This is a genomic window from Mycobacterium sp. NGS68 (assembly GCF_059812195.1).
Window position 1 is genome coordinate 25,228 of record NZ_JCALCE010000034.1, and the last position, 19,977, is coordinate 45,204.

The window sequence follows — 19,977 nt, forward strand, 5'->3', positions numbered from 1 at the left end:
CGCACGTCGGCCATACCGTGCCTGCATGGCTGAGATGCTGGATCAGGCCGAAGTCCGCGAGATGAGGCTGGCACCGAAAAATCCGCTTCCGCTTTGGCGTCAGCTCAGGTCGGTGCGGTCGTTCATCGAGGGCTTTGCTGACCTGCTGGATGCCGGAGGTCCGGTCACCCGGCTGGTCCTCGCGCCGAGGTGGCTGCTACCCAACGTGGTTCTGATCGCCACGCCGCAGGGCGCCCGGGATCTGTTGGGCCACAGCGATGAGATCGCCGACCGGGGCCGGGTCCGGACCATGGTCGAGATGCGCGCGCTGATGGGCGGCAACCTGCTCAATCTGCCGCACGAGCAGTGGTTGCCGCGTCGCCGGACGGTGCAGCCGATGTTCACCAAGCGTCACGTCACGCGGTATGCGGGGCACATGGCCGCGGCCGCCCGGGGGCTGGTCGACGGTTGGCGCGACGGCGCTTTCGTCGACCTGGACGCCGAGTGCCGCAAGCTGACGCTGCGGGCGCTGGGGCGATCGGTGTTCGGCGCCGACCTCGACGAGCGCGCCGACGAGATCGGCTGGGCGCTGCGCACTTCGCTGGAGTGGGTCGCTGACCGTGCGGCCCGGCCGGTCAACCCGCCGCGTTGGCTGCCCACCGCGGGTCGGCGGGCCGCGCGCAAGGCCAACGACGTGTTGCACCGGCTGGCCGCCGACATCCTGCGCGAGGTTCGCACCGACCCCGACCGGGACGCGCCGCTGGTGCGCGCGCTGATGCGAGCGGTCGACGACGAGACCGGTCGCTCGCTCACCGATGACGAGATCTGCCACGAGCTGGTGCTTTTCATGCTCGCCGGCCATGACACCACGTCGACCACGCTGACCTACGCGCTGTGGTCGCTGGGTCACGACCACGGCCTGCAGGAGCGGGTGCGCGCGGAGGTTGCCGCGCTGGGGTATCGGGAGCTGACGCCGGACGACGTGGTCGGACTCGACCTCACCGTGCGGGTCCTGCACGAGGCGCTGCGACTGTGCCCGCCCGGGGCCGCGACGACGCGTTCGCCGACCCGCGACCTCGTCGTCGACGGCTACCGGGTCGAGGCGAAAACCATTGCGATAGTGAGTTTTTACGCGCTGCACCGGGATCCGGCACTGTGGTATGACCCGCTGACCTTCGACCCGGACCGCTTCCTTCCGGAACGTTCGAAGGGCCGAAGCCGTTGGCAGTTCCTGCCGTTCGGCGGCGGCCCGCGCTCCTGCGTGGGCGATCACTTCGCGATGCTGGAGGCCACGCTCGCGCTGGCCACGATCGTCCGCGCCGCCGAGGTCGAATCGCTCGGTTTGACGTTCCCGCTGGAGACGCCGTTCACCGTGGTGGCCTCCGCGCCGGTCCGCGCGCGGGTGCACAGGGTCGGCTCGTCCGCTCACCGGACCGGCAGCTTGAGCACCCGGAATTTCGCCGCGTCGAGCACGTAGACGTTGCCGGCGGTGTCGACCGCGAGATCGTCCGGTTGATTCAGATCGGTGAACGGCAGCGCAGTCGGATTGCCGCCGCCCGCAGGAAATTTCAGCACCTTGTTGTTCGCGTAGTCGCTGACGTAGAGGTTTCCCGAGGTGTCCGCCGCGAGGCCGGCGGGCTGCTCGACGCCGGTGAGGGGCAGCGCCGACGGGCTGCTCGCGCCTGCCGGTAGTTTCCTCACCTCGTGGGTGGACAGCTGTGCCACGTACACATTGCCGGCGGAGTCCACCGCCAGGGAGGTGGGCTTGCCGGTATCGGGAAACGGCAGCACGGTGGGACTGGTCGCACCCGCCGACAGCTTGAGGATCCGGTCGGTCGCCAGTTCAGTGGCGTAGACGTTGCCGGCGCCGTCGACCGCGACATCGCCGGGCTGTTGGAGTTCACCGAACGGCAGCACGGTTGGCGTGGTCGACCCGGGGGCCAGCCGCAACACCCGCCCGCCGTGGCCGTCGAGCACGTAGAGGACGCCACCCGCGTCGACGGCTACGTGGAGGGGCTGTCCGAGGTCGGTGAAGGGCAGCGGGGTGGGGTTGGTTCCCGGTGTGGACTTCCAGACCTTGCCGTAGTGGGAGTCGAGGACGTAGACGTTGCCGCCCGCGTCCACCGCCAACCCGGCCAGATGATTGATGAAGTCGCCGAACGGCAGCACGACCTGTGCCGCATACGACCGCGGGGCTGTCGACGACGGGGTGGCCGTCGCGCCGCTCGGCGGCCGACCGGGCGGGGAGTGCGCACAACCGGCCACGGCCGATGCCGCCAGCCCCGTGGCGAGGACAAGGGCACCCGCCGCGCGCCAAAGTGTCACGCTACATAGCCAACCGCATGCTGACCCAGAGTGCGAGCACCGCCGCCACCAGCGCTAGCGGCACGGTGCACAACCCGAGCGCCGTGTACTCGCGGACGCCGGCCTCGACGTCGTACTGCCGCAGCACCCGCCGCCACAGCAGGTTCGACAGCGAACCGACATACGTCAGATTGGGGCCGATGTTGACCCCGATCAACACCGCCAGGATCGCCGCGGGCCCGCTGGCCGCGACCAGCGGCAGCAGCGCCAGCGTGGCCGGCAGGTTGTTGACGATGTTGGCCAGCACTGCGGCCACCGCGGCGATGGCCAGCAACGACACCAGCCCGGATCCCGACGGCAACACCGCCGACATGCGCCCCGCCATGCCGTTGACCATCACCGCCTGCACCACCACGCCCAGCGCCAGCACGAACACCAGAAACGACACGTTCACCGAGCGCACGATCTCCAGCGCCGAGGTGCGCCGGTGGTAAAGACTGCGCACGGCCAGGACCGACGCGCCGGCCAGCGCCGCCCAGGCCGGCGCCACCCCCAGCGATTCCGCGACCGCGAACCCGGCCAGCGTCAGCCCCACGACCGTCAGGACGAACACCGGCGGCCGCGGAGGGGCCTCGGCGTGTTCGGGGTCCGGCGGCACGCGCAGATCGCGGGCGAAGAACAACCGGAAGACCACGTACAAGACGGCGATAGTCACCAGCCACGGCAGCGCCATCACCAGGGTGAACTTGACGAACGAGAGGCCGGCGAGGCCGAACGCCAGCAGGTTGGTCAGATTCGACACCGGCAGCAGCAGCGATGCCCCGTTGGCCAGGTGGGCGGTGGCATAGGCGTAGGGCCGCACCGGAGTTCGCAACCGGCGGACCGTCGCCAGCACCACCGGCGTCAGCAGCACCACGGTGGCGTCCAGGCTCAGCGCGGCGGTGATGGTCGCGGCGATGACGAACACCTTCCGCAGCAACCCCCGCGACCCCACCCGCGCCATCGCCGCGCCCGCCGCCTCGAACAGGCCCTCGTCGTCGCACAGCTTGGCCAGCACCAGCACAGCGCCCAGGAATGCGACGACGTGCGCCAGGCTCGCTACCTGCGCATAAGCCTGACGTGCCGAGATCGCCCCGGTCGCAATCAGAATCAGCGTCGCGGGCACCGCCGCCACCGCCTCCGGCCAGCCCCGCGGGCGGGCGACCGCGAACGCGAGCACGACGGCAAGCAGCAGCAACGCAAGAAGCAGGGTCAACGTCTCAGATCCAGGGGTCCTCGCGCCGCCACACCGTCGGCATGTGCAGCGAGACGCCGTCGGACACGGCCAGCTCGTCGAGCGTGCGGATCGACATGTCCAGGTCGTCGGCGGCAAAAGGGATGGCCCGCAACGGCTCCGACAGCGGGCGGAAGAAGTCGTCCCAATGGATCAGGACCACCCGCCGAGCGCCCACGGCGAGCACGACCTCGGCCCAGTAGTCCAGCAGATACGACCGCGGCTGCAGCCCCAGCTGCCCGACGCCGAGGTACACGACATCCGCGCGCTGCCCGTCCAACGCCCCCTTGACGAAGCCGGCGCTGCCCTGGATCAGTAGCCGCCGCCCGGACGGGCGGTGGTGGATCAGCGTCGACCACGCCTCGCCGCAGCGATACGCCGACGCTCTGACCGGCGGCACCACCGGCTCGTCGATGACCCCGGGGAACCGGTCGGGCGGGCAATGATGCGACTCCACCAGCGTGAGGTCGTAGGCGCCCAACGCAATTGGCTCACCGGAGACGGCGACGGTGATGCGGTCCTCGGGCAGCCCGTGGCCGCGACCCACGTTGGCCGCGGACTCGCCGCCGACCAGCGGCGCCCCGGTGCGCTCGGCGACCAGGGCCGAGTCCAGTGCGTGGTCGAAGTGGGTGTGCACCGGAATGACCGCCTCAAGCCGCGAAACCCCCACGCGGGAAAGGCATTCGTCCACGCGCGACGACGACGGCGACACCTTGCCCGCTGCCACCTGCGCCAGACCGGGGCGGGAGAAGAAGCCGTCGGTCATCAACGCCGACGACCCATCGTCGAGCAGCAGCGTGGACACCCCGATCCACGTGACCGACAGGGGCGCATCGGGTTCGGCGGCGGGGACGTCGAAACGGTCCGAATAGCGTTCAATGTCGGGACGGCCCAGTTTCAGTCGCATCAGCAGAACGCCTTCACGTCGGATCCGGCGGCCTTCAGCGCATCGCGCACCGCCGCCGCGATCTGTACCGCTCCGGGCGAGTCACCGTGCACGCACACGGATTCCACGGTCACCGCGATGCGGCTGCCGTCGACCGCGGTGACCTGGCCGTCGGTCACCATGCCCACCACCCGTTGCGCGATCCGATCCGCGTCGTGCAGCACCGCGCCCGGTTCCCGACGGGACACCAGCTGCCCGTCCGGCCGGTAGGCACGATCGGCGAATGCCTCTGCCACCGTGCGCAACCCGGCATCGCGGGCTTCGTCGAAAAACGCCGAACCCGCCAGGCCCAGCACCGGCAGCGTGGCGTCCACCAGGCGCACCGCCTCCGCCACCGCCGCGGCCTGGCTGCGGTCGGTGGCGATCGTGTTGTACAGCGCCCCATGGGGTTTCACATAGGACACGGTAGAGCCACCGGCGTGCGCCAGCGCCTGCAGCGCGCCGATCTGATACACCACGTCCGCGGTCAGGTCCTCGGGAGCGACGTCGATGTAACGCCGGCCGAACCCGGCCAGGTCGCGATAGCCCACCTGCGCACCGATCCGCACGCCGCGCTCGGCGGCCGACCGGCAGACCCGCAGTAGGCCGGCCGGGTCGCCCGCGTGGAAGCCGCACGCGACGTTGGCGCTGGTGACGATCCCCAGCATGGCGTCGTCGTCACCGAGTCGCCAGACGCCGAAACCCTCACCCAGGTCGGCATTGAGGTCGATGCAGCGGTCGGTGCGGCCCACGCGACCAGCTTATGGGCTACTGCGGGCGGCGTGTCGGCCTACTTCTGGTTCACCTTGGCGGCGATCTGGATCCCGATGTCTTTGGCTGCGGAACCGGGTGCGGAGCTGCACGCCACGATGTCGATCGCGACGTTGTTGCGCACGGTCAGCGCGCGCTGGCAGGTCCAGCCGCTGCCGCCCTCCTGGGTTTCGGTCGTGCTGAGCGTGCCGTCGACGTTGGTCACCTCGGCCACCGACCACACGGTGTCCGGCTGATTCGGGCTGTGCTCGGAGAACGTGCGGTTCGAGCAGGCGGGCCAGTTCTGCGTCGAGGACTTGTAGAACGCCGCGGCCTCACGTCCGGACGGGAAGGCGACCACGGCCTGAATGGCGTAGTGCTCGCGCTTGCGGGAGCCGTCGACGCTGTCGTCGAGCCGCTGCCCGCGGACGGCGGTCCAGCCCGTGTGCGCGTACACCTTGTCCTGCGCGGGGCCGTCGACCCCCAGGCAACCCGCGTCGCTCACATCGCCGCTCCAGTCCCACATCTTCCTGGAGTCGAACCAGACCTTCACCGACGATGCGCCCAGCGCGGTGCTGATCTGGTCGGGGTCCAACAGCAGTCCGTCGAGCGCCGAAGCCGGCACCGCAGGCACGCCGTAGGGTCCGGATTTGTCCGCGGGAACCGCAATGCCGCCGATGTTGGCGGTGCAGCCGACGGCGACCGTGCAGAGGCAAGTCAGCAACAGCCTGGCGAGGTGCTGACGCACTGTTGCCCCCTACCTTCGGCCGCTGCGTTGGATCAGCTTAAGCGCTCGAACAGCGGCGTTCGAGTAGCCTGACCGAACGTGAGTCCCACTCCGCGCCGACGTGCCACTCTGGCGTCGTTGGCCGCCGAGCTGAAGGTCTCGCGCACCACCATCTCCAACGCCTTCAACCGGCCGGATCAGCTGTCGCCCGAGCTGCGGGAACGGGTGCTCGCCACGGCCAAGCGGCTGGGCTACGCCGGACCGGATCCGGTGGCGCGCTCGTTGCGGACCCGCCGGGCCGGCGCGGTCGGCCTGGTGATGACCGAGGCGTTGACCTACTCCTTCAGCGACCCGGCTGCGCGGGATTTCGTTGCGGGAGTTGCGGAGTCGTGCGAGGAGCTGGGGCAGGGACTGTTGCTGGTGGCGGTCGGGCCCAGCCGCAGCCTGGCCGACGGCACCTCCGCGGTGCTCTCGGCAGGAGTGGACGGCTTCGTGGTGTATTCCGTGCGCGACGACGACCCCTACCTGCAGGTGGTGCTGCAGCGGCGGCTGCCCGTCGTGGTCGTCGACCAGCCCATCGACCTGCAAGGGGTATCGCGGGTGGGCATCGACGACCGCGCGGCGATGCGCGGGATCGCCGACTACGTGCTCGGGCTGGGGCACCGCGAGATCGGCCTGCTGACCATGCGCCTCGGCCGGGACCGGCGCCAGGGCCTGGTGGAGAAGGACCGGCTGAAGTCGCCGACCTTCGACGTGCAGCGCGAACGCATCATCGGGGTCTGGGAGGCGATGGCCGCCCATGGCGTCGACCCGGATTCGCTCACAGTGGTCGAAAGTGACGAGCACCTGCCGACGTCGGGCGGCACCGCCGCGAAGGTGGCTCTGGAGTCCAACCCGCGCATCACCGCGCTGATGTGCACCGCGGACATCCTGGCGCTGTCGGCCATGGATTACCTGCGCGGACACGGCATCTACGTGCCCGGCCAGATGACCGTCACGGGATTCGACGGCGTGTCGGAGGCGATCAGCCGGGGTCTGACGACGGTGGCGCAGCCCAGCCTGCAAAAGGGCCGTCGGGCCGGTGAGCTGGTGCAGAAGCCGCCGCGGTCCGGCCTGCCGGTGGTCGAACTCCTGGACACCGAGCTCATCCGGGGCCGCACTGCCGGGCCGCCGGCCTAGTCCGCTAGCAGTTCTCGTGATTGCCGATCAGCAGCCGCACGGCCAGCTCCAGCCGGTTGCTGACGTCGGTGGCCGAAGCCCGCCGGGTGAGCCAGGCCAGCAGGTTGTTCGTCCAGACGTCGGAGATCACGCGTGCAACCTGGTACTGGTGCTCGGTCGGTTCGCCGTCGGCCATCGCGCGCGCGAACATGCCGTCGATCAGCTTCTCGACGTGGTCGACCTCGCTGGCCGCCGACGCGTCGGCAAACACGTAGGCGCGCGTCATCGCCTCGGTCAGCAGCGGATTGCGCTGCATCGCGCGGTTGAGCTTGCCCACCATGAAATTCAGCCGCTGAAACGGTGTGCCACCGGCCACCGAGGAGCGGTCCGTCTTGGCGTCGATGCGGGTGAACTCGCGGCCCAGCGCCGACACCAGCAGGTGCACCTTCGACGGGAAGTACCTGTACAGCGTGCCGACCGCCACGTCGGCCCGGTCCGCCACGGCGCGCATCTGCACCGCCTCGTAGCCGCCCTTCGACGCGATTGCCATGGTGGCGTCCAAGATGCGCTTGCGGCGCTCCCGCTGTGCCTCCGAACCCAATTCCGACTCAGCCAATACCGCCACGTTCACCACCTCGCGCGGCTGCGCGTCAGTGGCGCGGCCCTGGTTAGTGTTCGCTGGCGACATCTGGCGGGTAGCTCCTTCTCCTGGCGCTTCGTTCGCAAACGATACGCATCTCGAGTGTGAATTTCTCACCTCCCGGTCGCCAAGACAACCACGTGTGCTGCTGGAATGGGTTCGACTTGAAGGTCGACCACTGGCACTATTAGAACACGTTCTAGTCTGTTTTAGGGCTGGGCGGAACCGCCCATTGTCAGGCCGAATCCAGGACGTGGAGGACTCACCCGTGGTAGCGACCGTCGCCGACGAACAGACCGCAGCGCGTGAGTTGGTGCGCGACTGGGCCCGCAAGCTCGGTACCGAGGCGATTCGCGCGACCGAACAGGGCGACGCCGACGCCTGGCGGCCGGTGTTCGCGGGCCTGGCCGACCTCGGGCTGTTCGGTGTCGCCGTCGCCGAAGACCAGGGCGGCGCGGGCGGCCGCATCGAGGACCTGTGCGCGATGGTCGAGGAAGCGGCCAAGGCGCTCGTGCCCGGCCCGGTGGCGACGACGGCGCTGGCCACGCTGGTTGTGCCCGACCCCGAGCCGCTGGCATCCGGCGCACGCTTCGCCGGCGTCGCCCTGGACGCCGACGTGCGGTTCGACGAAGGGTCTTCGCGGGCGTCGGGCACCGTGCCGTATGCGCTCGGTGGCGCAGCCGGGGGCCTGCTGCTGCTCCCGGCCGACGGGACCTGGCTGCTGGTCGACACCGACGGCGACGGGGTTTCACTCGAGCCCTTGGCGGCCGCCGACTTCTCCCGGCCACTTGCTGGGGTCACGCTGGACGGCGCGGCGGCCGTACCGGTTCGGTCCGAGCGGGTCGAGAATCTGGCCGCGACGTTGCTGGCGGCCGAGGCGGCCGGGGTGACCCGGTGGGCCCTGGACACCGCCGTCGCCTACGCCAAGGTGCGTGAGCAGTTCGGCAAGCCGATTGGCAGCTTCCAGGCCATCAAGCACCTGTGCGCCGAGATGCTGTGTCGCGCCGAGCAGGCGGAGGTGGTCGCCGCCGATGCCGCCCGCGGCGCGGACGAGTCCGACGAGGACCAGTTCGCCATTGCCGCGGCGGTGGCCGCCGCCACGTGCATCGCCACCGCGAAGGCCAACGTCAGGGATTGCATCCAGGTGCTCGGCGGCATCGGTTGCACCTGGGAACACGACGCGCACCTCTACCTGCGGCGAGCCCACAGCATCGGCCGATTCTTGGGGGGCGCCGAACGCTGGCTGCGCCGCGTCACCGCGCTGACCCAGCGCGGCGTCCGTCGGGAACTGGGCGTCGACCTGTCCGAGGTGGAAGGCCAGCGGCCGCAGATCGCCGCCGCCGTCGCCGAGGTCGCCGCGCTGCCCGAGGACAAGCGGCAGGTGGCGCTGGCCGAGGCCGGGTTGCAGGCGCCGCACTGGCCGGAGCCGTACGGACGCGACGCGTCGGCGGCCGAGCAGCTGCTGATCGATCAGGAGTTGGCGGCCGCCGGTGTCGCGCGGCCGGACCTGGTGATCGGGTGGTGGGCGGCGCCAACCATCCTCGAGCACGGCACGCCCGAACAGATCGAGCAGTTCGTGCCGGGCACCCTGCGTGGCGATTTCCTGTGGTGCCAACTGTTTTCCGAGCCGGGAGCCGGTTCGGACCTGGCGTCGCTGCGCACCAAGGCAGTGCGGTCCGACGGCGGCTGGCTGCTCACCGGTCAGAAGGTGTGGACGTCGGCGGCACACAAGGCCCGCTGGGGCGTCTGCCTGGCGCGCACCGACCCCGATGCGCCGAAGCACAAGGGCATCACCTACTTCCTGCTGGACATGAAAGCGCCCGGCATCGAGATCCGCCCGCTGCGCGAGATCACCGGCGACTCGCTGTTCAACGAGGTCTTCCTGGACAACGTCTTCGTGCCCGACGAGATGGTGGTCGGCACGGTGAACGACGGTTGGCGGCTGGCCCGCACCACCCTGGCCAACGAGCGCATCGCGATGGCCAGCGGAACCGCGCTGGGCAACCCGATGGAAGAGCTGCTCGCGATGCTGGCCGAGCTGGATCTCGACGCCGCCGAGCAGGACCGGCTGGGACGCCTGATCGTCACCGCGGCCACCGGCGCGCTGCTGGACCAGCGCATCGCTCAGCTGGCCCTCGGCGGCCAGGATCCCGGCGCGCAGTCCAGCGTCCGCAAGCTCATCGGGGTCCGCTACCGGCAGGCCCTCGCCGAATTCACGATGGACGTCTCCGACGGCGGCGGTCTCGTGCGCAACCGCGCGGTGTTCGACTTCCTCAACACCCGCTGCCTCACCATCGCCGGGGGCACCGAGCAGATCCTGCTCACGGTCGCCGCCGAGCGGCTGCTCGGCCTACCGCGCTAGGCAAGGCCCCTTCGCCGAACGTGAAACCACTGCGAAATCACGCGCGAGTTTTCGCATTGATTTCACTTTCGACACACCAGCGCGCCAAGCCGGCGATCAGCCGAAATTCGTCTGCGCGCAGGTGCTGGGCGAGGTGATGTTGACCCCGGGGTAGACCACCTGCACGTGCGTGCACGCGATGACGTTTGTGTCGGTCATCGGCTGCCCGGTCGACCAATTGGTCGAGTCGATGCGGCCGGTGGTCTGGTACTTGTCCGGAGGGCCCTCGCCGAAGTAGACGGTGGTGATCTCGATGGACCCCATCGACTTCATCACCCGCTCGTGCTCCCCGTTGGCGTGCGCGTCCATGTACGCCAACCGATTCGTCCCTCGGATTTCGGTGGTCTGCCGGGCCCAGAGTCCGGCGGGGAAGCCCGTCACGCCGTCGGGCGTGCGCGTTTGGGCGCCGGCGACGAAGTCGCAGTGGCCGTCTGCCTTGAAGCAGTTGAGGAACATATGGGTCTCGAGCTGATTCGGGCCGTCCAGCGGGAAGAGGGTGGAGGCGGTGTTGCTCGCCGCCTGCGAAACCCCGGCGGGCGCGAACGGAAACATCAGCCCGACGACAGCCAAACCCATCACCAACCGCTTCATCCCGCCGCCCTTCCCTCGTGGACCTGACGCAGAACTTAACGCTGCGACGACACGTCGCAGGTCTCTTCTACCGAACCAGATTCCGTGAGCGATTGACAGGCCGAGTCGGGTGACGCGTCTTCCGCTGCGCCCGACGTGCTCTGAGGGCGAAAACCGGCGGGGAAAATCGCCCTCAGAGCAGTCGTGCCACTAGCGGCCGAGTCGTCCCCTGCCCAATTGGAGCAGCAGCAATGCCAAGTCCCTACCTTCGGGTCCGAGCGCGCCGTAGCGCTGGATGACCTTGATCTCGCGGTTGTACACCAACCGGGTGCCACCGCACGCCATGCGAACCCTGCCGATGATCCGGGACGCTTCCGCTCGCCGCTTCACCGCGGCGAGGATCTGCGCGTCCAGCCAATCGACCTCTCTGACTAGCTCTTCGATGTTCTCGGGCAATTCGCAATCGACCATTTCAGTCGTCATGTCGACAAATTCTCGTTTCTATTCAGGTGGCGTTGGGGTAATTGCGGACCTATGCGGCGAGGTCGACGTTGAGCCTCGAGCGGATTCGCGCGAATGCGCCGTCGATCTCGTCGACTGTGCTGCCCGATTCGCGCAGGCACGCGGGCAACAGAATCGCCATCGTGGTGAGCAGTTCGTCGATGTCCTCAAACGTCTGATCGCTGGTAATGGTGAATCGCACGCCCGCGCGCCCCTTCGGTACCGCGGGAAACCCGGCCACATTGGTCCAAAAGCCTGCGACGATAAGCTGGCGAACCAATTTGTGCGCCACCGCCTCCTGGCCCACCCCGAGGAAGCGAACCGGTGAATCGGGCGAGCTGATAATCGGCAACCCGAGTTCCAGCCCGCGCCGGTTGGCGTGCGCCAGGCGGGAGACCAGCGCCCGCTGGCGTTCCACATGCTCGCCGGACAGGTGCAACTTCGCCGAGGCGACCAGCGAGCCGAGGATCGCCGGCTGCAGCGGGCCCGAGAACGTCATCGGCCCACCGCAATTGCGCACGCGGCGACGGTCGTCGGCGTCGGCGATCACCATCGCCGCCCCACCGCCGGCGAACGATTTCGCGAAGCCCGCGGCCACCACCACCCTGGGGTTCAACCCCGCGCGGTCCAGCGCGTATCCGCGGCCGTGCCGGCCGAACCAGCCGACACCGTGCGCGTCGTCGACGTACAGGTGAAGTTGCGGAATCTCGTCGAGCAGGTCCATCAGCGGCCCCATCGGGGCGAAATCGCCGAACATGCTGTAGATGCCGTCGCACAGGTACCACACCCGCTTGCGCTCTTTCGCGAGTTCGAGGGCGCGAATCCGCACCGCCTCGACGTCGTTGTGGCTGACGGTCTCGACATGGGCTCCTCGCGCCGCCGAAAGCGCCACCGCCATCTGTGCGCTGTTGTGTAGCTGCTTGTCGACGAGTGCCGCGTCCTCTGCGGTTACCAGCACCGGCATCGCGGCCACATGACCCAGAGTCGTTGTGGGTGCCACGATTACGGGTACGCCGAAAATGTTGTGGAGGAGTTGCTCCAATTCGTTGTAGAGCGTCACCGATGCGTACGCGCGTGACGACGAGAACTGCGTGCCGTACCGACGGACCGCGTCGATCGCTCCCTCGACCAGCGCCGGGTGCTGTTGCAGCCCAAGATAGCTGCATGAGCCGAAGTTGCGCAGCGCCCGACCTCGGATATGCACGACGTTGCCGACCAACTGCGGATCCTCGATGGTCAATTGAACGGTGCCCATTGCCACGGCGTCGTTAAACAAGGCGTCGACCATCTCGATTTCGGGAGTGCTCACGCGAACCACGGTCCTTTCGGGTTTTGCTAATGCTCTGTCCGGTATTTTCTGGCCATTCTTGCGGCCTGCGTAACAGCAGGGACGCAACCACGGGTGACGGTAATTAACTAAGCCAAGAGCAGGTTAAGAAGTTCCTGGAAGGGTGCTGTGCTGGTTGCGAATCTCTGGGCGTGGCGCACCATTGGTCCGGCGGAAATGGCCGGGCACCTGGGTGTTAGGACAGGTATGACATCCGACACCCCGCCGAGTAAAGAACGCGGAGCGCAACGAATCGGGTGCGCTCAGGCTGGCGAAGGTATTTTTGAAATTACCGACAATTAGTTCGACGGGCGCAGAGCCGACGAGCGTTACTCGTCGTAGGTCACTTCCACCGATTCGGTGTCCGGGTGCGACTGACACGCCAGGATCAGCCCGTCGTCGAGGTCCTGCTGTTCGAGCACGTCGTTGACTTCCATCGTGACTTTGCCGCCCTTCAGCGTGCAGGCGCAGGCGCCGCAGTGGCCCTCCCGGCAGGAGAACGGCGCATCGAGCCCGGCGGCCAGCAGCACGTCGAGCAGTTTGGCGTGCCGCGGCCAGGCGACGCTGTGGGTTTCCCCGTCCAATTCGACCACCGCGGTGGCCGGCGCGGAGTCTTCTCCGTCGGGCGCGTCTTCGATCTTCACCGCCGCGAACGGGTCGGAATCCAGCGACTTGAACACCTCGATGTGCACCCGCTCCGCGGGCATCTGCAGCGTCATCAGTGCCTCCCGGCACGCTTCCATGAAGGGCCCGGGCCCGCAGATGAACGCCTGCCGTTCGCCGTACGACGACGCCAGCCTCGCCAGCGCGGCTGCGCTGGGCAGTCCCTGCAGCGATTCCAGCCAGTGCACCACGGTGAGGCGGTCGGGATATTTGGCCGCGAGCTCGCGCAGCGCGTCGCGGAAGATCACCGAGCGGTCGTCGCGGTTGGCGTAGAGCAGCGTGACCTGTCCGCTGCCCTCGGACAGCGCCGATTTGGCGATCGACATGATCGGGGTGATCCCGCTGCCCGCCGCCAGCAGCAGGAAGTCGTCATCGAGCGTCTTGGGCACGAAGTTGCCCGACGGCGCCAGCACGTGGATGCGCATGCCCGCCTGCGCGTTCTCGCACAGCCAGTTGGACGCGTATCCGTCGGCGGTGCGCTTGACGGTGACGGTCAGCGCGTCGTCGGTGTAGGGCGAGCTGCACAACGAGTAGCAGCGGGCGACGGAACCGGTGCGATCGCTGGGGACGCGCAGTGTCAGGAATTGCCCGGGCGCGTAGCGCAGCCGCTCAGGTGGGACGTCCGGGTCTCCCGAGCCGTCCGGAACCGAGAAGACCAGCGACCGCGCGTCGTCGGTCTCGGCGACGACCTCGGCGATCTGCAGTTCAAGGACATGATCGCCGAGCGGCTCGTCGGGAATCGCGTCGGTCAACGCCTCGTCCTCTCTTCGTTTAATCCACTGCGACCGGCTGCGCCGGTCTTGCGATCGCCACGTTCGTTTTCGTGGCGACCCGCTGCGACCGGCTGCGCCGGTCTTGCGATCGCCACGGGTCTCACAACTAGAACATGTTACAAAAACCCCGATTCCTATCGCTACCAGCCGCAGGATTACCCTGCTCGACACAAATCGGAACGTGTTCTAGTCTTTCGTGTAAATCCGCTGTAGTTAGTTCGGCCCAGGAGGCAAACGTAAGTGACGTCCATTCAACAGCGTGACGCGCAGTCGGTGTTGGCCGCCATCGATGATCTGCTGCCGCGGATTCGGGAGCGCGCCCAGGCGACGGAGGAGCTGCGTCGGCTGCCCGACGAGACCGTTCAGGAGCTCGACGAGGTCGGCTTCTTCACCCTGTTGCAGCCCGAGCAGTGGAACGGCCTGCAGTGTGACCCGGCGCTGTTCTACGAGGCGGTGCGGCGCATCGCCAGCGCGTGCGGGTCCACCGGCTGGGTGAGCTCGATCATCGGTGTGCACAACTGGCACCTGGCGCTATTCGACCAGCAGGCGCAGGAGGAGGTCTGGGGTGAGGACCCGCGGACCCGGATCTCGTCGTCGTACGCCCCGATGGGCGCCGGCGTGGTGGTCGACGGCGGCTACCTGGTCAACGGCTCGTGGAACTGGTCGTCGGGTTGCGACCACGCGTCGTGGACGTTCGTCGGCGGCCCGGTCATCAAGGACGGCCGGCCCGTGGACTTCGGCAGCTTCCTGATCCCGCGCACGGAGTACCGCATCGACGACGTCTGGCACGTCGTCGGACTGCGTGGCACCGGCAGCAACACGCTGGTGGTCAAGGACGTGTTCGTGCCCCGCCACCGGTTCCTGTCCTACAAGGCGATGAACGACGGCACCGCCGGTGGATACCAGACCAACACCGCCGCGGTCTACAAGATGCCGTGGGGCACCATGCATCCCACCACCATTTCGGCGCCGATCGTGGGCATGGCCTACGGCGCCTACGACGCCCACGTCGAGCACCAGGGCAAGCGGGTGCGGGCCGCGTTCGCCGGCGAGAAGGCCAAGGACGACCCGTTCGCGAAGGTCCGGATCGCCGAGGCGGCCAGCGACATCGACGCGGCCTGGCGGCAGCTCAGCGGCAACGTCGCCGACGAGTACGCCCTGCTGTCGGCCGGCAAGGAGATCCCGTTCGACCTGCGCGCCCGCGCGCGGCGCGACCAGGTACGGGCTACCGGCCGGGCGATCGCTTCGGTGGACCGGCTGTTCGAGGCGTCGGGCGCCACCGCGTTGGGCAATGACCAGCCGGTGCAACGCTTCTGGCGTGACGCCCACGCCGGCCGCGTGCACGCCGCCAACGACCCCGAACGCGCGTACGTGATCTTCGGGAACAACGAGTTCGGGTTGCCGCCCGGCGACACGATGGTATGACCGCAACCGAGGAAATCACGTTCGAATCCACCTCGCGCTACGCGGAAGTGGATGTGGACGGGCCGCTGAAGCTGCACTATCACGAGGCCGGTGTAGGCAACGACCAGACGGTGGTGCTGCTGCACGGCGGCGGCCCGGGCGCGGCCAGCTGGACGAACTTCTCCCGCAACATCCCGGTGCTGGCGCAGCACTTCCACGTGCTGGCCGTCGACCAGCCGGGCTACGGGCACTCCGACAAGCGCGCGGAGCACGGTCAGTTCAACCGGTACGCCGCGCGGGCGCTCAAGGGACTGTTCGACCAGCTGGAGCTGACGCGCGTACCGCTGGTGGGCAATTCGCTGGGCGGAGGCACCGCGGTCCGATTCGCGCTGGACTACCCGGAGCTGGCCGGCAAGCTGGTGCTGATGGGCCCCGGCGGGCTGAGTGTCAACCTGTTTGCGCCCGACCCGACGGAGGGCGTCAAGCGCCTCGGCAAGTTCTCCATGGAACCCACCAAGGCGAACCTCGAGGCGTTCCTGCGGGTCATGGTCCACAACCAGAAACTGATCACCCCCGAGCTGATCGACCAGCGCTTCGAATTGGCCAGCACGCCGGAATCGCTGACCGCGACGCGAGCGATGGGAATGTCGTTCTCCGGCGCCGATTTCGAGCTCGGCATGATGTGGCGCGAGGTGTACAAGCTGCGCCAGCCCGTGCTGCTGATCTGGGGTCGCGAGGACCGGGTCAACCCGCTGGACGGCGCGCTGGTGGCGCTGAAGACCATCCCGCGGGCCCAGCTGCACGTATTCGGGCAGTGTGGGCACTGGGCGCAGGTCGAGAAGTTCGACGAATTCAACAAGCTGACGATCGATTTCCTGGGAGGCACGCGATGAGCAGCGCGGAGGGCATCCGGTCGCTGGGCTATCTGCGCATCGAGGCCACCGACATGGCCGCCTGGCGCGAATACGGCCTGAAGGTGCTGGGCATGGTCGAGGGCAAGGGCACCGTCCAGGGCGCGCTCTACCTGCGGATGGACGACTTTCCGGCGCGGCTGGTGATCGTGCCCGGTGAGGCGGACCGGCTCGCCGAGGCCGGCTGGGAATGCGCCAACGCCGAAGGCCTGCAGGAAATCCGGAACCGGCTTGACGTGGAGGGCACGCCCTACAAGGAGGCCACCGCCGCGGAGCTGGCCGAACGCCGGGTCGACGAGATGATCCTGTTCAGCGACCCGTCGGGCAATCCGCTGGCCGTCTTCCACGGCGCGGCCCTCGAGCACCGCCGGGTGGTCAGCCCGTACGGCCACAAATTCGTCACCGAAGAGCAGGGCCTGGGGCACGTGGTGCTCACCACCCGCGACGACGCCGAGACCCTGCACTTCTACCGCGACGTGCTCGGCTTCAAGCTGCGTGACTCGATGCGGATGCCACCGCAGGTGGTGGGCCGGCCGGCCGACGGGGCTCCGGCCTGGCTGCGCTTCCTGGGCTGCAACCCGAGGCACCACTCGCTGGCCTTCCTGCCGCTGCCGACGCCGTCGGGCATCGTGCACCTGATGGTCGAGGTGGGCAACGCCGACGATGTGGGCCTCTGCCTGGACCGCGCGCTGCGGAAAAAGGTGCCCATGTCGGCCACGCTGGGGCGGCACGTCAACGATCTGATGCTGTCCTTCTACATGAAGACACCCGGTGGTTTCGACATCGAATTCGGTTGCGAGGGCAGAAAAGTCGACGACGGCGACTGGATCGCCCGGGAAAGCACCGCCGTCAGCCTGTGGGGCCACGACTTCACCGTCGGCATGCGGTAGCCATGAATGCCCCGGCGATCGACCCGCGCGCGTTCCGCAGCGTGCTGGGTCAGTTCTGCACCGGGATCACGATCATCACCACCGTGCACGACGACGTGCCGATCGGGTTCGCCTGCCAGTCCTTCGCGGCGCTGTCACTGGATCCGCCGCTGGTGCTGTTCTGCCCCACCAAGGTGTCGCGATCGTGGCAGGCCATCGAGGCCAGCGGCCGGTTCTGCGTCAACGTGCTGACCGAGAAGCAGAAGCACGTGTCGGCGCGCTTCGGCTCCAAGGAGCCGGACAAGTTCGCCGGAATCGACTGGCATCCCTCGGAACTCGGCTCGCCGATCATCGACGGATCGTTGGCCTTCATCGACTGCACGGTCGCGTCGGTGCACGACGGCGGTGACCACTTCGTGGTGTTCGGCGCCGTGCAGTCTCTGTCGGAGGCGCCGAAGATCAAGCCCCGGCCGCTGCTGTTCTATCGCGGCGACTACACCGGCATCGAGCCGGACAAGACCACGCCGGCGCAATGGCGCGACGACCTGGAGGCGTTCCTCACCGCCACCACGCAGGACACCTGGCTCTGACGGTTTGACGGCCGCGTGCGCGGCAATGCTTTCAGACATGCGGGGAACACAGGCGTTTGGCGACTACGTCAATGCACAGATCGACCAGATCGTCGCGGGCGACGCCGGCCTGCGTAGCGGCGAGGATCCCATTCATGACACGCGCGTGGCGATCCGGCGGCTGCGCAGCACGCTGCGCGTCTTCGGCAAGGTGCTCGACGGCGATGCCGTGGGCGACCTGGACGAGGAACTGAAGTGGTATGCGGGCCTGCTCGGCGAGGTGCGCGACTGCCAGGTCCAGCAGGGGCGGTTCAGCGACGCGCTGGACGCCTTGCCCGACGACCTGATCCTGGGTCCTGTCCGGTCGCGGATCCGCAACGAGCTGCGGGCGATCGAGCTGCCGGCGCGCTCCCGGGTGAGCGAGGCGATGGACTCGCAACGCTATGTCACCGTCATGGCGGCGTTGCGACGGCTTCGCGCCGAACCGACCGTCGGGCGGGATCTTTCGGGCACCGCGCTGCGGAAGCGGGCCCGACGGGCGCGACGCAAGGCCGACCGCCGGCTGGCCGCGGCGCTGGAGTCCGGAGATGACGGCGCCATGCTGCACCGCGCCCGCAAAGCCGCCAAACGCGCCCGCTATGCGGCCGAACTGTGCGAGTCGCTGGACTCGAGCGCCAGGCGAACGGTGAAGCGCTACAAAAGCATTCAGACAGTATTGGGCGACCATCAGGACACCGTGGTCGCCACCGATGTCCTGCGGCGGCTCGCGGTGACGGCTGGAACGACGCAGGGCGAGAACGGATTTACCTACGGCCTGCTATACGCGCGTGAGCAGCAGATCGCCCGGAGGTGTCGTCGGGATGTCCGGCGCTATCGTCCGTAGCGCGACGCTACCGCGAAATATCAAGGGGGAAAATTCCGCGGTAGCGTCACGCACCCGGGGCAGTATCAGGTGGCGGTGTCGGCGTTCGTCCGCTCGGCGTTCTCCCGCTCGGCGTTCTCCCGCTTGACGGTCGGGTCGATCTCGTCTGCGCGGTCCCAGTGCTCCTGCAGCTGTTCGCGTGAGGTGGCGGCTTCGCTTTCGTGCTTGGCGGCCCGGTCCTGCAGCCTGGCGGCTTCGGCGGCCTTGACCTCGGCCTCGGCTTGCGCGGCTCGGGCCTTGGCGGCAGTTTCTTCGGCCAGCGCTTCGCGCCGTTCCAGCTTGGCGGTTTCGAGGCGGGCCTGCTCGCGGATTTCCTCGGCCTGTCGCTGGCGGCGGCCGCGGCGTGCCCTGCTGGCCGCAAAGGCCAGCGCGGCCACGACCAAGACGGCGGCTACGGCGACGACGATCCAGACGACAGTGCTGTTGTTACCCATGATGAACTCCGTTGGTGCGACGGTGTGTCGGTTGTGCTGCAGTCGTCCCTACCGGGTCCCCATATTGGACAGGGATCAAACAGCGCGCCGGCTACGGCTGCGCGCCGACACCGAGGCCGCCTGCACCGCCGGTCCCGCCGGTTGTGCCATTGGGCCCGCCGCCCGTGCCCGGGGCGCTGGTGGGGTCCGACGCGGCCGCCGTTACCGTTTCCGGCGTTATAAACACATAGGCCATAGCAACCTCCTCGGCTCCGAATGCGGGAGCGTCGTGGCCACATTCTGGCAGCTGACCGCGGTGGCCAAGGTCAGATCAGCAAACAATGCCGAGAGTTGATGCGACGGCACAAGCCCCCGGTCGCCATAAGGCTGCCGGGGGCTTTGCTGCCCGCTCATCCCAGGTGGCCCGGCTCGTCGTGCAGGACGGTGCTCGGCCGTACCGGATAGGTGTCGCTGCTGATCAGCCGCTCGGGGACGAAGTATCCGCCCGAGCAGTTGCTGCTGGAGTACCTGTCGTAGCTGCGGCCGTAGCAGGACATCGAGGTGGTGTGCGCGGGCGCCCAGAAGGTGCGCTGGCGGCTCCAGCTGCCGTCGGGGGCGACCGGGCCGTCGCACAGGGTCCGCCGTTGTGAGCCGAGGAAGCCCCACGCCTCGGTCTTGCAGACGGCGTTGGGGGGCGTGCCAGGGTCGGCCTGGCCGGTGGCGGCGAAGCCGGCGGCGGTGCCGGTGAGGGCGGCGGCCAGCAGGGTGCCGGCCATGATGCGCCGGAGGATCCCGGCGGCCTGGGTGTTCGTTGAGGTGTTCATGCCATTGATTTTTGGCGCGGCGAGGGCATGGCAGTAGGGGCCGCATCCTTGTGGGGGTACAACCGTGGGTTGTG

General features: G+C 68.4%; 21 protein-coding genes. 8 read left to right on the forward strand and 13 right to left on the reverse strand.

Translation table 11 applies throughout. The features are described from left to right. Nucleotides 1-25: 25 nt before the first annotated feature. Nucleotides 26-1,456, forward strand: a complete 1,431-nt coding sequence (locus tag AC5Y5V_RS25975) for a cytochrome P450 (RefSeq protein ID WP_499940829.1) — start codon at nt 26-28, stop codon at nt 1,454-1,456. Here AC5Y5V_RS25975 and AC5Y5V_RS25980 read toward each other — a convergent pair. Genes AC5Y5V_RS25980 through AC5Y5V_RS26000 form a run of 5 tightly spaced genes read right to left on the reverse strand, consistent with a single transcriptional unit; the run spans nt 1,405 to nt 5,979 of the window. Then, nucleotides 1,405-2,304: an NHL repeat-containing protein gene (locus AC5Y5V_RS25980; RefSeq protein WP_499940830.1), complete on the reverse strand. Its 900-nt coding sequence runs from the start codon at nt 2,302-2,304 to the stop codon at nt 1,405-1,407. The two genes, AC5Y5V_RS25975 and AC5Y5V_RS25980, sit on opposite strands and share 52 nt — an antisense overlap. Before the next feature lies 1 nt (nt 2,305). Beyond that, a complete protein-coding gene (locus AC5Y5V_RS25985) occupies nt 2,306-3,538 on the reverse strand; it encodes an SLC13 family permease (protein ID WP_499940831.1) in 1,233 nt (410 codons plus the stop codon). A gap of 4 nt (nt 3,539-3,542) precedes the next feature. Next, entirely contained in the window at nt 3,543-4,463 is a 921-nt protein-coding gene (locus tag AC5Y5V_RS25990; RefSeq protein WP_499940832.1) for an MBL fold metallo-hydrolase, read from the reverse strand. Further along, on the reverse strand, nt 4,463-5,233 hold the full coding sequence (locus AC5Y5V_RS25995; protein WP_499940833.1) for a LamB/YcsF family protein: 771 nt from the start codon (nt 5,231-5,233) through the stop codon (nt 4,463-4,465). The genes AC5Y5V_RS25990 and AC5Y5V_RS25995 overlap by 1 nt, the downstream gene beginning before the upstream one ends. A 38-nt stretch (nt 5,234-5,271) precedes the next feature. Next, nucleotides 5,272-5,979, reverse strand: coding sequence for a sensor domain-containing protein (locus AC5Y5V_RS26000; RefSeq protein ID WP_499940834.1), 708 nt, complete (start codon nt 5,977-5,979; stop codon nt 5,272-5,274). 78 nt (nt 5,980-6,057) lie between these two features. Here AC5Y5V_RS26000 and AC5Y5V_RS26005 point away from each other — a divergent pair, with 78 nt between their 5' ends. Continuing rightward, complete coding sequence (locus AC5Y5V_RS26005; protein ID WP_499940835.1) at nt 6,058-7,137, forward strand: Rv3575c family transcriptional regulator; 1,080 nt, start codon at nt 6,058-6,060, stop codon at nt 7,135-7,137. Nucleotides 7,138-7,141: 4 nt separating this feature from the next. On the opposite strand, the gene kstR is transcribed toward AC5Y5V_RS26005, so the two are convergent. Further along, complete coding sequence (kstR, locus tag AC5Y5V_RS26010) at nt 7,142-7,741, reverse strand: cholesterol catabolism transcriptional regulator KstR (RefSeq protein WP_499940892.1); 600 nt, start codon at nt 7,739-7,741, stop codon at nt 7,142-7,144. Nucleotides 7,742-8,024: 283 nt separating this feature from the next. Here kstR and AC5Y5V_RS26015 point away from each other — a divergent pair, with 283 nt between their 5' ends. Beyond that, nucleotides 8,025-10,118, forward strand: a complete 2,094-nt coding sequence (locus tag AC5Y5V_RS26015; protein WP_499940895.1) for an acyl-CoA dehydrogenase family protein — start codon at nt 8,025-8,027, stop codon at nt 10,116-10,118. Between the two features lie 96 nt (nt 10,119-10,214). On the opposite strand, the gene AC5Y5V_RS26020 is transcribed toward AC5Y5V_RS26015, so the two are convergent. From AC5Y5V_RS26020 to AC5Y5V_RS26035, 4 genes are all read right to left on the reverse strand, one after another. Then, nucleotides 10,215-10,748, reverse strand: coding sequence for a hypothetical protein (locus AC5Y5V_RS26020; protein ID WP_499940836.1), 534 nt, complete (start codon nt 10,746-10,748; stop codon nt 10,215-10,217). Nucleotides 10,749-10,937: 189 nt separating this feature from the next. Beyond that, the gene (locus tag AC5Y5V_RS26025; protein ID WP_499940838.1) at nt 10,938-11,210 is read right to left on the reverse strand and encodes a chorismate mutase; all 273 of its coding nucleotides are present in this window, start codon (nt 11,208-11,210) and stop codon (nt 10,938-10,940) included. Between the two features lie 49 nt (nt 11,211-11,259). Beyond that, nucleotides 11,260-12,537, reverse strand: coding sequence for an aminotransferase class I/II-fold pyridoxal phosphate-dependent enzyme (locus tag AC5Y5V_RS26030; RefSeq protein ID WP_499940840.1), 1,278 nt, complete (start codon nt 12,535-12,537; stop codon nt 11,260-11,262). Nucleotides 12,538-12,884: 347 nt separating this feature from the next. Further along, nucleotides 12,885-13,970 (reverse strand): 2Fe-2S iron-sulfur cluster-binding protein, encoded by a 1,086-nt coding sequence (locus tag AC5Y5V_RS26035; protein WP_499940842.1) that lies wholly within the window; start codon nt 13,968-13,970, stop codon nt 12,885-12,887. 261 nt (nt 13,971-14,231) lie between these two features. On the opposite strand from AC5Y5V_RS26035, the gene hsaA reads away from it, so the two are divergent. From hsaA to AC5Y5V_RS26060, 5 genes are read left to right on the forward strand one after another with little or no spacing between them, the layout of a single operon-like run. Beyond that, on the forward strand, nt 14,232-15,416 hold the full coding sequence (gene hsaA, locus AC5Y5V_RS26040; protein WP_499940844.1) for a 3-hydroxy-9,10-secoandrosta-1,3,5(10)-triene-9,17-dione monooxygenase oxygenase subunit: 1,185 nt from the start codon (nt 14,232-14,234) through the stop codon (nt 15,414-15,416). Then, the gene (gene hsaD / locus AC5Y5V_RS26045) at nt 15,413-16,288 is read left to right on the forward strand and encodes a 4,5:9,10-diseco-3-hydroxy-5,9,17-trioxoandrosta-1(10),2-diene-4-oate hydrolase (protein WP_499940846.1); all 876 of its coding nucleotides are present in this window, start codon (nt 15,413-15,415) and stop codon (nt 16,286-16,288) included. The genes hsaA and hsaD overlap by 4 nt, the downstream gene beginning before the upstream one ends. Continuing rightward, nucleotides 16,285-17,196, forward strand: a complete 912-nt coding sequence (gene hsaC, locus AC5Y5V_RS26050; RefSeq protein WP_499940848.1) for an iron-dependent extradiol dioxygenase HsaC — start codon at nt 16,285-16,287, stop codon at nt 17,194-17,196. Before hsaD ends, hsaC begins: the two co-directional genes overlap by 4 nt. A 2-nt stretch (nt 17,197-17,198) precedes the next feature. Further along, the gene (gene hsaB, locus AC5Y5V_RS26055) at nt 17,199-17,765 is read left to right on the forward strand and encodes a 3-hydroxy-9,10-secoandrosta-1,3,5(10)-triene-9,17-dione monooxygenase reductase subunit (RefSeq protein ID WP_499940850.1); all 567 of its coding nucleotides are present in this window, start codon (nt 17,199-17,201) and stop codon (nt 17,763-17,765) included. 37 nt (nt 17,766-17,802) lie between these two features. After that, the gene (locus tag AC5Y5V_RS26060) at nt 17,803-18,627 is read left to right on the forward strand and encodes a CHAD domain-containing protein (RefSeq protein WP_499940852.1); all 825 of its coding nucleotides are present in this window, start codon (nt 17,803-17,805) and stop codon (nt 18,625-18,627) included. Nucleotides 18,628-18,692: 65 nt separating this feature from the next. On the opposite strand, the gene AC5Y5V_RS26065 is transcribed toward AC5Y5V_RS26060, so the two are convergent. From AC5Y5V_RS26065 to AC5Y5V_RS26075, 3 genes are all read right to left on the reverse strand, one after another. After that, entirely contained in the window at nt 18,693-19,100 is a 408-nt protein-coding gene (locus AC5Y5V_RS26065) for a hypothetical protein (protein ID WP_499940854.1), read from the reverse strand. A 91-nt stretch (nt 19,101-19,191) separates the two neighbouring features. Then, nucleotides 19,192-19,335 carry a hypothetical protein gene (locus tag AC5Y5V_RS26070; RefSeq protein WP_499940858.1) on the reverse strand — a complete coding sequence of 48 codons (144 nt, stop codon included), beginning with the start codon at nt 19,333-19,335 and terminating at the stop codon, nt 19,192-19,194. Between the two features lie 154 nt (nt 19,336-19,489). Further along, the gene (locus tag AC5Y5V_RS26075; RefSeq protein WP_499940860.1) at nt 19,490-19,903 is read right to left on the reverse strand and encodes a CDGP domain-containing protein; all 414 of its coding nucleotides are present in this window, start codon (nt 19,901-19,903) and stop codon (nt 19,490-19,492) included. Nucleotides 19,904-19,977 lie beyond the last annotated feature (74 nt).